The sequence below is a fragment of the Myxococcus xanthus genome (genome assembly GCF_013116825.1).
In the GTDB taxonomy this organism is placed as follows: domain Bacteria; phylum Myxococcota; class Myxococcia; order Myxococcales; family Myxococcaceae; genus Myxococcus; species Myxococcus xanthus_B.
The window spans coordinates 15,862-28,658 of record NZ_JABFNS010000033.1 but is presented as its reverse complement, the minus strand read 5'-3'; the positions used below and the strand labels follow the sequence as shown (position 1 = coordinate 28,658).

The 12,797-nt window shown below is 69.9% G+C and carries 11 protein-coding genes; 4 read left to right on the top strand and 7 right to left on the bottom strand.

The genetic code is table 11. The annotated features are described in order from the left end of the window. Nucleotides 1–210: 210 nt before the first annotated feature. Nucleotides 211–2,676 carry a heavy metal translocating P-type ATPase gene (locus tag HNV26_RS12170; RefSeq protein ID WP_171441751.1) on the top strand — a complete coding sequence of 822 codons (2,466 nt, stop codon included), beginning with the start codon at nt 211–213 and terminating at the stop codon, nt 2,674–2,676. Between the two features lie 4 nt (nt 2,677–2,680). Here the strand turns inward: HNV26_RS12170 and tmk are convergent, their stop codons facing one another. Together tmk and HNV26_RS12160 are read right to left on the bottom strand one after the other, a co-directional pair. Continuing rightward, on the bottom strand, nt 2,681–3,346 hold the full coding sequence (gene tmk / locus HNV26_RS12165; RefSeq protein WP_171441750.1) for a dTMP kinase: 666 nt from the start codon (nt 3,344–3,346) through the stop codon (nt 2,681–2,683). Next, entirely contained in the window at nt 3,343–3,681 is a 339-nt protein-coding gene (locus tag HNV26_RS12160; protein ID WP_216612149.1) for a hypothetical protein, read from the bottom strand. The genes tmk and HNV26_RS12160 overlap by 4 nt, the downstream gene beginning before the upstream one ends. Nucleotides 3,682–3,858: 177 nt before the next feature. Between HNV26_RS12160 and ribB the strand changes: the two genes are divergently transcribed. Further along, nucleotides 3,859–5,010, top strand: a complete 1,152-nt coding sequence (gene ribB / locus HNV26_RS12155) for a 3,4-dihydroxy-2-butanone-4-phosphate synthase (RefSeq protein WP_171441748.1) — start codon at nt 3,859–3,861, stop codon at nt 5,008–5,010. Nucleotides 5,011–5,043: 33 nt separating this feature from the next. Here ribB and thrC read toward each other — a convergent pair whose 3' ends face one another. From thrC to greA, 5 genes are all read right to left on the bottom strand, one after another. Beyond that, nucleotides 5,044–6,384, bottom strand: a complete 1,341-nt coding sequence (gene thrC / locus HNV26_RS12150; protein ID WP_171441747.1) for a threonine synthase — start codon at nt 6,382–6,384, stop codon at nt 5,044–5,046. Next, nucleotides 6,381–6,944, bottom strand: coding sequence for a hypothetical protein (locus HNV26_RS12145; protein ID WP_171441746.1), 564 nt, complete (start codon nt 6,942–6,944; stop codon nt 6,381–6,383). The genes thrC and HNV26_RS12145 overlap by 4 nt, the downstream gene beginning before the upstream one ends. 100 nt (nt 6,945–7,044) lie before the next feature. Then, nucleotides 7,045–7,683: a protein-L-isoaspartate(D-aspartate) O-methyltransferase gene (locus tag HNV26_RS12140; RefSeq protein ID WP_171441745.1), complete on the bottom strand. Its 639-nt coding sequence runs from the start codon at nt 7,681–7,683 to the stop codon at nt 7,045–7,047. Between the two features lie 27 nt (nt 7,684–7,710). Further along, on the bottom strand, nt 7,711–10,608 hold the full coding sequence (gene recG, locus HNV26_RS12135) for an ATP-dependent DNA helicase RecG (RefSeq protein ID WP_366816855.1): 2,898 nt from the start codon (nt 10,606–10,608) through the stop codon (nt 7,711–7,713). Between the two features lie 112 nt (nt 10,609–10,720). Beyond that, entirely contained in the window at nt 10,721–11,239 is a 519-nt protein-coding gene (gene greA, locus HNV26_RS12130) for a transcription elongation factor GreA (RefSeq protein ID WP_140862600.1), read from the bottom strand. A 190-nt stretch (nt 11,240–11,429) separates the two neighbouring features. On the opposite strand from greA, the gene HNV26_RS12125 reads away from it, so the two are divergent. Both HNV26_RS12125 and HNV26_RS12120 read left to right on the top strand, forming a co-directional pair. Further along, on the top strand, nt 11,430–11,960 hold the full coding sequence (locus HNV26_RS12125; RefSeq protein ID WP_171441744.1) for an FHA domain-containing protein: 531 nt from the start codon (nt 11,430–11,432) through the stop codon (nt 11,958–11,960). Nucleotides 11,961–12,136: 176 nt separating this feature from the next. Continuing rightward, on the top strand, nt 12,137–12,685 hold the full coding sequence (locus tag HNV26_RS12120) for a M15 family metallopeptidase (RefSeq protein ID WP_171441743.1): 549 nt from the start codon (nt 12,137–12,139) through the stop codon (nt 12,683–12,685). Nucleotides 12,686–12,797: the final 112 nt, after the last annotated feature.

Here is a 12,797-nt window from a genome sequence, read left to right as displayed (position 1 = left end):
CGGAGGCACAGCCGAGTCAATCTCGGAGGTTGCCCGTTGGCACGGCTGGCCTCGGGGTTGCTTGCTACCCGAGCTGACAAGCCGCACGGGTTCGCCCTGAGAGCACTCCTGGCAGGCAGCCATGCGCCCGCCTCGGGCGACAGGCCGCTTCGCTCGGAACTGTAAGAAGAAACGGGGTGCTTCGTGATCCCCGGCAAAGGAATCGCGACGATGACGACTCATCTCCCCTCAGAAGCTCACATCGGGCACCACCCTCCGCACCTGCCGGAGGGCAAGACGAAGGACCCCGTCTGCGGCATGTTCGTGGACCCCCAGGCACCGAAGGGCGGCAGCCACGTGCACGAGGGGCACACGTACTTCTTTTGCAACCCGAAGTGCCGCGAGAAGTTCTCGGCGGAGCCGCGGAAGTACCTCGCGCCTGAGCCCCAGCCGCCGGAGCCTGCCCCCGCGGGCGCCATCTACATCTGCCCGATGGACCCGGAGGTGCGGCAGGACCATCCCGGCACCTGCCCCAAGTGCGGCATGGCCCTCGAACCCGAGCAGCCGGTCCTCCTGACGCGCACCGAGTACGTCTGCCCGATGCACCCGCAAATCGTGCGCCCCGAGCCGGGGGCGTGCCCCATCTGCGGCATGGCCCTGGAGCCGCGGACCGTCACCCTCGAGGACGCGCCCGACCCGGAGTACCTCGACATGCGGCGGCGCTTCTGGGTGAGCGTCGTCCTCTCGCTCCCGCTGTTCATCCTGGGCATGTCCGAGATGATTCCGGGCCAGCCCATCCAGCGCCTCATCCCAGGGCCGCTCATGGCCTGGGTGCAGTTCGCCCTGGCGACGCCCGTGGTGCTGTGGGGGGGCTGGCCCTTCTTCCAGCGGGGCTGGGTGTCGGTGCGCAACCGGCACCTCAACATGTTCACGCTGATTGCCCTTGGGACGGGCGCCGCCTACGGCTTCAGCGTCTTCGCCACCTTCTTCCCCGGCCTCCTGCCCCACGCCTTCACTGGCCATGATGGCCATGTGCCCTTGTACTTCGAGGCCGCGGCGGTCATCACCACGCTGGTGCTGCTGGGGCAGGTGCTGGAGCTCCGGGCCCGCCACGCCACCTCGGGAGCCTTGAAGGCCCTGCTCGGGCTGGCTCCGAAGACGGCGCGGCTGCTGCGCGAGGACGGGCGCGAAGAGGACGTGGCGCTGGACAGGGTCCACGTGGGTGACCGCCTCCGCGTCCGACCGGGCGAGAAGGTCCCCGTCGATGGCGTGGTCCTGGAGGGCGAGAGCGCCGTGGACGAGTCCATGGTGACGGGTGAGCCGATTCCCGCCGAGAAGACACCTGGCGGCCGGGTGACAGGAGGGACGGTCAACGGCACCGGCGGCTTCGTGATGCGGGCCGAGCGCGTCGGCCGCGACACGCTCCTCTCTCAAATCGTACAGCGGGTGGCCGAGGCCCAGCGCAGCCGGGCCCCCATCCAGCGACTGGCTGACACCGTCTCCGGGTGGTTCGTGCCCGCGGTGGTGGCCATCGCCGTCCTGACGGCGTTCATCTGGAGCATGTGGGGACCCGAGCCCCGGCTCGCCCACGCGTTGGTCAACGCCGTGGCGGTCCTCATCATCGCGTGCCCGTGTGCCCTGGGCCTGGCCACGCCCATCTCCATCGTGGTGGGCATGGGGCGTGGTGCGCAGGCCGGCGTCCTCATCCGGGACGCGGCGGCGCTCGAGGAGTTGGCGAAGGTGGACACCCTCGTCGTCGACAAGACGGGCACCCTCACCGAGGGCAGGCCGAGCCTCACCACGGTGGTGACCGCCCCCGGCTTCGACGAGGCGCGGCTGCTTCACCTGGCCGGCAGCATCGAGCGCGGGAGCGAGCACCCGCTCGCGTCCGCAATCGTGAAGGGCGCAGAGGCACGCGGCGCCGTCCTCACTGAGACGCACGGCTTCAAGTCCGTGACGGGCCAGGGCGTGACGGGGCGTGTGGATGGCGCGCAGGTGGCGCTCGGGAATGCCCGGCTGCTCGAGGGGCTCGGCATCGAGGCAGGGGCGTTCCTGGAGAGGGCGGAGGCCCTGAGGCGAGAAGGGCAGACGGTGATGTTCGTCGCCGTGGACGGCAAGCTGGCCGGGCTGCTCGGCGTGGCCGACCCGGTGAAGGCCAGCACCCCCGAGGCCGTTCAGCAGCTCCGCGCCGATGGGCTGCGCCTCGTGATGCTCACGGGTGACAGCCGGACGACGGCGGAGGCGGTGGCCCGGCGCCTGGGCATCGACGAAGTCCACGCCGAGGTGCGCCCCGAGGAGAAGAACGAGATGGTGAAGCGCCTCCAGGCCGAAGGGCACGTGGTGGCCATGGCCGGAGACGGGGTGAACGACGCGCCCGCGCTCGCCCAGTCCAACGTGGGCATCGCCATGGGCACGGGCACTGACATCGCCATGGAGAGCGCCGCCGTCACGCTGGTGAAGGGTGACCTCCGTGGCATCGTCCGCGCCCGGCACCTGAGCCGGGGCACCGTGCACAACATCCGCCAGAACCTCTTCTTCGCGTTCATCTACAACGTGCTCGGCGTCCCCATCGCGGCGGGGGTCCTCTACCCCTTCTTCGGGCTGCTGCTGAGCCCCATGATTGCCAGCGCGGCGATGAGCATCTCGTCCGTCTCCGTCATCGCCAATGCCCTGCGGCTGAAGCGGCTGGACCTCTGACCGTTCAGCGCTTGCGGGCCAGCAGCTTGCGAATCTCCACCAACGACGCGGCCGTCACGGCATCGATGCCCTGCTCGCCGTCGACGTGGACGATGCGCTCGTGCTTCTCCCGGCGGCGGATGGCGGCCATGTACTGCTTCGCAATCCGCCGCTGTGCCTCGTCCGCCTCGAACAGCTCCGCCGCCCCGCCGCGCGCCTTGCGGCGCCGTGCCGCCACCTCCGGCGCCACGCCGACGAACAGCGTCAGGTCCGGCGACACCGCGCACGCATTCACCGCCTCCACCCACTCCATGGGCAGCGACGCGCCCTGGTAGGCCAGGGACGACAGGACGTAGCGGTCACACAGGACAATCTGGCCCGCCGCCAGCGCCGGGAGCACCCGGGCCGTGAGGTGGTCCGTCCGGTCCGCGGCGAACAGCAACGCCAGCGTCTCTGGCGCCAGCGGGCCCGCCCCTCCGGGCAGTCCCAACCGGCCCGTGAGCGCCTGGCGAATCATCGTCCCCACGGGGCCGTCAGACGGCTCCCGCGTGGTCAGCACCGAGTGCCCCTCCGCGCGCAGGGCCGCGGCAAGCCGCTCCACCTGCGTCGTGGTACCGGCCCCATCCAGTCCCTCCAGGACGATGAAACGCCCTGGACGGCGCGCTGAGGCCTTCTTCCGAGCGGCGCTCACCGGGGAAGCAGCGCCGAGGGGTCGTCCAGCCGCAGCTCGCTGCGCAGGGCCAGCATCGACTCGTATTGCTTCAGCTCATCCACCAGGACCTTCCGGCCCGAGCGGTAGCTGATGAAGGCGTAGACGAACAGCGACACGGACACCAGGGCCGCCGCCCACGCCAGCAGGGGCGTGCGAAGAGAATCGTAGAAGAGCTTGCCCGACGCCCCACCCACCAGGAGGGCAATGACGGTGGACACCCCCGCGCGGGCGAAGCGTGTCGTGCTCTCACGCGTAGAAAGGCTGGCCTGGAGCTGGTCGAGCCGAGCCCGGAGTTCCTGGGTATTGGAAGTCATCACGGCGCCAAGCACCCTACATCACTGCGCCCGTCACGTCGAGTCGGCGCCTACCCACCAGCCTGCCGTAGGCCCTCCAACGGCCCCCTGTCCACCTCATCCCCGCCATCATCCCCACATGCGCCCGGCTACCGGTTGGCTTGCGAGCCACCGTCGCCCACGCTACATGCGCGACTCATGCAGCCCTCCGCCCGGACCGAAACCTCCATGAGTCACGCCAGCGAGCTCTCCTCCATCGACGACGCCATCCGTGACATCCAGGAGGGCAAGTTCGTCATCGTCGCCGACGACGAGGACCGCGAGAATGAGGGCGACCTCATCATGGCCGCGGAGAAGGTGACTGCCGAGCACCTGGCCTTCATGGTGCGCCACACCAGCGGCATCGTCTGCATGCCCATGCTGGCGGAGCGGCTGGACGAGCTCCGCCTCCCGCAGATGGTGTCGGACAACACGGAATCCCATCGCACCGCCTTCACCGTCTCCGTGGACTACCGCCACGGCACCCACACGGGCGTATCCGCGGCGGACCGCGCGAAGACCATCCGTGCCCTGGTGGACCCCTCCAGCAAGGCCGATGACTTCCTGCGCCCCGGGCACATCTTCCCGCTCCGCTACCGCGAGGGCGGCGTGCTCCGCCGGGCCGGCCACACCGAGGCCACCGTTGACCTGTCCCGCCTCGCCGGCCTGTCCGCCTCCGGCATCCTCTGTGAGCTGGTGAAGGACGACGGCACCATGATGCGGATGCCGGACCTCAAGGTCTTCGCCCGCGAGCACAAGCTGTCGCTCATCACCATCGCGGACCTCATCGAGTACCGCCGCCGGAAGGACCGGCTGGTGCGCCGCGAGCCCGGCCAGCAGACCGTCAACACCCGCTACGGTGAGTTCACCGCCCTCACCTATTCGTGGCTGCCCGACGGCGTGAAGTCCCTGGTCCTCGTGAAGGGCGACCCGGCGTCGCGCCCCAGCGCCCTGGTGCGCCTGCACGCCGCCTGCGCCATGGGTGACGTGTTCGGCTCCCCGACCTGCAACTGCAACGTCCTGCTGGACCAGGCGCTGGCGCGCATCGCCCGCGAAGGCTCCGGCGTGCTTGTGTACCTGCCAGGCATGCACGGGGACGACTTCGGCATCCACCACAAGCGCAACAACGACGGCAGCAGCGGCCCCACGCGTGGCCCGCAGGAGTCGCGTGACCTGGGCATGGGCTGCCAGATTCTCACGGACCTGGGCATCCGCACGCTCCAGGTGATGACCAACTCGGACATCACCTACCGCGGGCTCGCGGGCTTCGGCCTCACCATCGAGAAGCGCGTCCCGCTCCAGCCGGACTGACGCGCCGCTCGCCGGGCGGACCGGGCCCGAGGCTCAGCCCAGGTCCGCCAGCGCGCCCTTCACCGCGTCCAGCGTCGCGGGCAGCTCCACGGGCGGGTTGGCGAACTGGCTCGTCACCTCCGCCAGCGAGCCGCGGTGGTAGCCCACCTTGAAGTCGGCGAACTTCAGGCCGTGCGCGGTGGACACCACCACCACGCGCGAGCCCCGGGCAATCACGCCCTTCGCCACCAGCTTCTCCAGGGCCGCCAGCGCCACGCCCGTGTGCGGACAGGTGAAGGTTCCCTCGCGGTCCGCCCGCGCGGCGGCGTTGGCCAGCTCGGACTCGCTGGCGTCCTCCACGACGCCGTCGAACGCCTTGAGCACCTTCACCGCGCGCTTGAATGACACCGGGTTGCCAATCTGGATGGCCGACGCCAGCGTGGGCTCGGCCCGCAGGGGCACCAGCTCCTGGAAGCCGCCTCGGTACGAGCGCGCCAACGGGTTGGCCTTCTGGGCCTGCGCCACGGCGATGCGCGGCCGGCGGGTGATGAGCCCCAGCGACAGCATCAGCTCGAAGCCCTTGCCCAAGGCGCTGGCGTTGCCCAGGTTGCCGCCGGGAATCACCACCCAGTCCGGCGGCTCCCAGCCCAGGTCCTGGCAGAGCTCCACGGCGACCATCTTCTGGCCTTCGATGCGCAGCGAGTTCATCGAGTTGGCCAGGTACAGCCCCGTATCCGCCGTCACCGCCTGCACCAGCTTCATGCAGCCGTCGAAGTCCGTGTCCAGCGACAGCACCCGCGCCCCATTGGCGATGGGCTGCACGAGCTGCGCGAGCGACACCTTGTCGCGCGGCAGGAACACCACCGCCGGAATCCCCGCCGCCGCGCAGTAGGCGGAGAGCGCCGCGGACGTGTCGCCCGTGGAGGCACACGCCACCGCGCGCAGCGGAACGCCCCGGGCGCGCATGTGCTTCACCGCGGAGACCAGGACCGTCATCCCCCAGTCCTTGAAGCTGCCCGTGGGCGAGACGCCGCACTCCTTCAAGTCCAGCGCGGCCAGCCCCAGCTCCGTCGCCATGCGCGGCAACGGCTTGAGCGGCACGCGCCCCTCACCGAGCGAGACGATGTCCTCCGCCGGCAATTGCGGATACGCCCACTCCCGCTTGCCCCACACCCCCGAGCCATCCGGCAGGCGCGCGGAGCCGAAGCGCGTCTCGAAACGGCGCTTCCATTCCGCCGCGGAGACCGTGCGCAGGGCGTTCACGTCGTGCGCGACTTCCAGCAGGCCGCCGCAGCGCGGGCACCGGTACACCACGTCCATCAGCGAGGCGCGGAAGTCACAGCCCTCACTGCACGCGTACTCCGCGCGGAAATCCGAAGCCGACGCCTCGCTCATGCCTCCTCCTGGGCCCGCGTGCCACACTCCGGACAGGCCTTACCGGGCCGCACGCGAGTATGACACGATGCGCAAGAGCGCCAGCCATCGTCGTCGCCAGAAGGTCTTCCAGGCGCCGCTGCCACCGGGGGCTTCGCCCGAGGCAGGCGCATGCCGCAGTTGTCGCAGAGCAGGCCAACCGCCTGGGTGACGCGGCAGTAACGGCAGACGACGGCGCCCAGCGGCGCGGCGGTGCGCACTCCGTCGTCCGGAGCACGCCCGGTGTCCAGCTCGGACATGGGCGTCACGGGAACGGGCCCCATGTCCCTGGCGCGTGTCAGTTGCAGGTCGGGAACCACCTGCGCCGGAAGATCGGGCCCGGAACGGAGCCGCGTCACGTCCAGGTCGGGCAACACGGCCGCGACCACCGGCGCGCGGCCTCCGGCATGCGGTGTCACCTCCAGCTCCGGCAACGTCGCGATGGGCGCGGCCTCCGCCACGGCCGCGGGGAACCGCTTGCCGCAGACGTCGCACTCCGTCCCTTCGGGCTGAACGTGGTCGCAGAGCGGACATATGATCATGATGTCCGAACGTTAGCGGGCCGCCGCCGACATGGCGAGCAAGCGGATAGAGAGCCTGTCTCCCGCCTCGCTGGGTCAGGAGCCACCCGAGCTCAGGACGTCACCCCTGGGAGAGCGGCTGCCCCGTCATGGGGACGAAGCGAACCGGCAGCAGGGACTCCACCTGCGGTACCTCTCCGGGCCGGAGGGCTCGCTGGATGCGCAGCAGTTGCTGGGTGCCCCCCTGGGGGCCCACCGGAATGACCATGCGTCCGCCCCGCTTGAGCTGTGAAAGGAGCTGAAGCGGAACATCGGGTGGCGCCGCGGCGGCGAGGATGGCGTCGAAGGGCGCCTGCTCCGGCCAGCCCCGTGAGCCGTCTCCTTCCCGGAACGAGACGTTTTCGAAGCCCTGCCGCCGCAACACCTCTCGCGCCGATTGGGCCAGCTCGGGGACGATTTCCACGGAGTAGACCTCTCTGCACAGCAGGGACAGCAGCGCCGTCTGGTAGCCCGAGCCGGTGCCGATTTCGAGGACACGCTCGTCCCCCTTCAGCTGGAGCGCCTCCGTCATCAGCGCCACGACATAGGGCTGGCTGATGGTCTGCCCATGCCCGATGGGCAGCGGCGAGTCCGCGCTCGCCTCTGCGCGCAGGTCCTCCGGCACGAAGTCCGCGCGGTTCAGCCGAGCGATGGCCTCCAGGACTCGCGCGTCCTTGATGCCGTGCCGCGACAGGTAGTCGGCCCTTCCCCAGTCACCCATGCCCCCAACCTAGTCATGACAGGCGCCCTAACCCACCCGCGCGAGCGCGAGCCGCCCTTCCCAGCGTTCCTCGAGCGCCTTCACGAGGCCCTGGTTCTCCTTCGCCTTCATCTCCGGGTCCCTCTCCAGGATGCGCCGGGCCTCGGACTGCGCCATGGAGAGCAGGTCGCCATCCCGCGCCAGGTTGGCCACCGCCAGCTCGGGCAGGCCGCTCTGGCGCGTGCCCAGGAATTCACCCGGGCCTCGAATCTCCAGGTCCTTCTCCGCGATGACGAAGCCGTCGCTGCTCTGCTCCATCACCGTCAGGCGCTCGGCGGACTCCCAGGAGCGGGCGCTTCCAGCCACCAGGTGGCAGAAGCTCGCCGCCGCGCCGCGCCCCACCCGGCCCCGGAGCTGGTGAAGCTGTGACAGGCCGAAGCGCTCGGCGGACTCCACCACCATCACGGAGGCGTTGGGCACGTCCACGCCCACCTCCACCACCGTGGTGCAGACGAGCAGGTGCAGGCGCTTCTCGCGGAAGTCCTCCATGACGGAGTCCTTCTCCTCCGCCTTCATCCGCCCGTGCAGCAGCCCCACCTTCGCGTCGGGGAACACCTTCCGGAGCTTCTCCACGCCGCGCGTGGCGTCCTCCAGGTCCAGCTTCTCCGACTCCTCCACCAGCGGGTAGACGACGTAGGCCTGGTGCCCCTTGGCCAGCTGCGCGCCCACGGACTCGTAGACGAGCGCGCGCTGCTTGTCGTTGAACACCCGCGTTTGAATGGGCGTGCGGCCCGGCGGAAGCTGGTCGATGACGGACAAGTCCAGGTCGCCGTACAGCGTCATGGCCAGCGTGCGGGGAATGGGCGTGGCCGTCATCACCAGCACATCCGGCTTGGGCCCCTTGCTCATCAGCGTGTGGCGCTGGAGCACGCCGAAGCGGTGCTGTTCATCGATGACGACCAGTCCCAGGCGGTCGAAGGAGACGTCTGCCTGAAGCAGCGCGTGCGTGCCCACGGCCAGGTGAATTTCGCCTCGGGCCACGGCCTCCCGCACCTGGCGCTTGGCCTTCGCTGTGCCCGCCGCGCTCACCAGGCCCACGCGGTAGCCCAGCGGCTCCATCACCTTGCGGAAGTTGCGCTCGTGCTGCTCAGCGAGGATCTCCGTGGGCGCCATGACGGCCACCTGGTAGCCGGCCTGCAGCGCGATGAGGGCGGAGACCATGGCCACCGCCGTCTTGCCGCTGCCCACGTCTCCCTGGACCAGCCGGTTCATGGGCTCCGGGCGCGCCATGTCCCAGCAGAGCTCCTCCACCACCCGCGCCTGCGCGCCGGTGAGTTGGAACGGCAGCGCGTTGCGCGCCTTCGCCAGCCGGGGCTCCGACACGTCGAAGGAGATGCCGACCTCCGCCTTCACGCCCTGCCGCTTGAGGGCCATGCCCAGTTGGAGGAAGAACAGCTCGTCGAAGGCGAGCCGCCGGTGCGCGGGGCTCTGGTGCGCGTCGAGCGCCTCCAGGTCCGCGTCCCCTGGCGGGAAGTGGATGAAGCGCAGCGCGTCCGGCAGGCCCATCAGGTCCAGGCGGCGGCGCAGGTCGGCGGGCAGCGGGTCATCCAGTTCGTGCGCGTACTGCTCGCCCACGCGCGAGGTCAGCTCGCGGAACGAGCGCTGCTCGCCGCGCTCGAAGCCTGGATACACGGGGACGATGCGGTTGAAGTGGACCGACGTCGTGGACTCGATGTCCTCCGCCGGTTCGATTTCCGGATGGGGCATCTCCCGGCCCGACATGGTGGCGCGGACCTCGCCGGAGAGGACGATGCGCTTGCCCACGGTGAACCGGCTCTTCAACCAGGGGCCCGCGTTGAAGTACGTCGCGGCGATGGAGCCCGAGCGGTCCCCCACGACGGCGCGGAACATGCGCCGGCCCTGTCGGCCCGCCACGAAGTCGGCCACCTTGACGATGCCCACCGTGACGCCTCGCTCGCCGGGCTCCAGTTCGGCGATGGTGCGCAACTGGCGGCGGTCCTCGTAGCAGCGCGGCAGCATGAAGAGGATGTCGCCCATGCGGCGCAGCCCCTTCTTGTCGAGCGCCGAGACGAGCCTGGGCCCCAGCCGCTTGCCCAGCGTCTTCAGCGGCGACGCCAGCGGCCCGGAGCGCGGCGCGATGGAGAGGAGCTTCGCCTCGGAGCGAGAGGCCTCCGCCGCGACCGCCCGCTTCTTCTTTCGCTGCGCCTTCTCCTTGCGCGTCTTCGCTCCGGGAACCGCCTCTGGCCCCGTGTCGAGCGCGGCCTGACGGAGCCCCGCCTTCGCCCGAGACGGCGGCGCGCCCTGCCGCCCGGTGGCTGGCTGCGGCGCGGCGACATTCGACGGCGGAGGCCGTGTCACCGGCGCCATCCGCGGTGGACGGGCAGGCAGGAGGTCCGAGTCCATTCCGGCCTGACGTCCCCGCGGCCCATCAGGACTCATGCGCGGCATGGGGCCCTCAACGCCGCCTCCACGTGCAGGGGCCGAGGCGCCACGCGAAGCCGGTCCTCGATGCGCGTCCGGCCGAGGGCCCGACGTGGGCAGCGGCTCCACCGACTTCCAGGGCGGCACATACCCCGGGGGCGTCGTGCCTCCCGCGCCCACCGGAGCGCCCTGCGGGGACCTCGGCCGAGCCGGAACCGCGCCCTCCATCGTCACGCCCTGCAGCTCCGCGGGCAGCGCCACCCCGCTGACCTTCAGCCCGGCCACGACTCGCCGCAGCGCGGCCTTGCGGCGCTCGGGCATGGCGTGGTCCACGTCGGGCAGCGCGGCCCTCAAGTGGTCCAGTGCCCGTGCATCCACGCCACTGGCCCCCTCAAGCGCGCGCTCCAACACCGGGCGCAATGACTTCACCGTGGCCAGCATCGCGAAGTCGCGCTGGCACACGTACCGGAGGGGTCCAACAAGGCTGGCGAGCGGGTGGTTCACGCGGGGGTTCCGCCGTACATCCTACGGAACGGGGATGACGTCTCCCACAAAACGAGACCGGGGAAGCGAGCCCTGGCCCGCTCCCCCGTCAACTCACTGCGGCTCCCGCGGTTCAGCTCTCGCTCGCCGGGGCCTCTTCCTCGGGCTCCTCGAAGCGGATCTCCTGGACTTCCAGCTCGCGCACGCCGCCGGGGCTCTGCACCGTGGCGATGTCACCCACCTTCTTGCCGATGAGCGCGCGCGCCACCGGCGAGGTGACGGCAATCCACCGCTTCTTCAGGTCTGCCTCGATCTCCCCCACGAGCCGGTAGCTCACCGGCTTGTCGGTTTCGGTATCGAGCAGGTCCACCGTCGCCCCGAAGATGACCTTGTCGCCGCCGAGCTTCTTTGGGTCGATGACCTCCGCACGGGCAATCCAGTCGTTGAGGGTCAGGATGCGCCCCTCGATGTGCGACTGTTTCTCCTTCGCCGCGTGGTACTCCGCGTTCTCGCGCAGGTCACCATGTGCGCGAGCGACCTCGATCTCGCGCGAGATCTTCCCCCGCTCGACGGACTGGAGGTGCTTCAGTTCCTCCTTCAGCTTGCGCAGTCCGGACGGGGTCATCGGGATGTTGTCGCTCCCGCTGCTCATCGACACAGCTCCTTCCACCACTCCCAGGTTCAAATAAAATGGAGGGCCGGCGCTCCTCTTCCGGAGCCCGGCCCCCGCGACCAAATAAAAGCCCAATGTAAGGAACCACTGACAAGTTGGTCAATGAAACCCGTACAGGAACCGGGGGATGGGCTGGGCGCGCGCCCTTTGACCCGCTAGTCTGCCCCCCGTGCTGTCCGTCCAGGAATTGCGCGGGCTCGGTGCCGCCCTGCCCTCCAGTGCCTTCCAGCGTCAACTGGGGCCTTTCGCACTCATCCAGCGCCCACCTTCCGAGGCCTCGACCGCCGTGCTCGCCCCCACCCGCATGGCGGCGCCCTCGGAAATCGAACAGGGCATGCTGGCCTTGCTGTTCGAGTTCGAACACCTGCGTGTGGCCACCCTGCCGCCGCTCAACGCCACCGACCGGCTGCGCATTGGCCGCCGCATGGACTGCGACCTGGTCGTCGACGACGCGTCCGTGTCCAAGATGCACGCGGAGCTGCGGTGGAACGAAGCCGACCAGCGCTGCACCGTGCAGGACCTGGGCTCCACCAACGGCACCTTCCTCAACGCGCGATCCCTGGGTGGCCGCGAGGCCGTGCTGCGCGACGGTGACATCCTGAGCGTGGGCAACGTGCAGTTCTGGTACCTGCTCACGCGTACGCTGCATGAGCGCCTGCGCGTGGGCGAGGCCACCGGGCTGGGCTCGCGCAGCGGCTGAGCCTTCGTCCGGCTGCGGGACCGCAAGCGTTACTCCAGCCGTTGCCTCCGCGCGAAGTGAAGACTCCGGACGCGCGATTGAATCTGTTCTGAACAGGCGCTCGCCCTCCCGTCTGCTTGCGTCGAGGCACAGACGCGCGAAAGTTCGGATTCCGGCCACGGGGCCGGCGTCCAAACATGTCGCTCGCGCTGCTCCGCTGGGGAGTCTTCATCCTCCTGTGTCTGTTCGCGCCCCAAGCCGTCGCCGGCGACAGAAAGCCCCGGCGAAGTGAGGCGAAGGGCACTCGGCTCGTTCCTCTCAAGAACGGGCAGTTGCTTCATGCCGACGCCGCGGACGCGTACCGGCGGATGAAGGCCGAAGCGCGTTCGAAGAACATCTACCTCTGGGTCCACAGCGGCTACCGCTCCCCCGCGAAGCAGCGCCGGCTCTATGAGCGCTACCGCAAGGGCAAGGGGCCCCAGGCGGCACGGCCCGGGCGCTCCAACCATCAACGAGGCCTCGCGGTGGACCTTGTCATCGGCGGCGTCAAGACACCGACCTATGACTGGCTCGTGTCGAATGCATGCCGCTTCGGCTTCAAGCGCACGGTGCGCTCCGAGCCCTGGCATTGGGAGTACCGCCCGCGCAGCACCCGCGAGCCGAAGCCGGGGCGTGACTGCGTGGGCCGCCCCTTGAAACGTCAGCGACCCCAGTCTCCACCCGTGGCGAGCACCGAGAAGAGCTGAGGCGCGCTAGCTCCAATGCAGCGTGTCGTCAATCCGGCCCAAGGGCACCCCGACCTCACGGGTTGGTGCCTTTTGTCTGGGGGGACTGATTTTTATCAGACACCTCGATTAC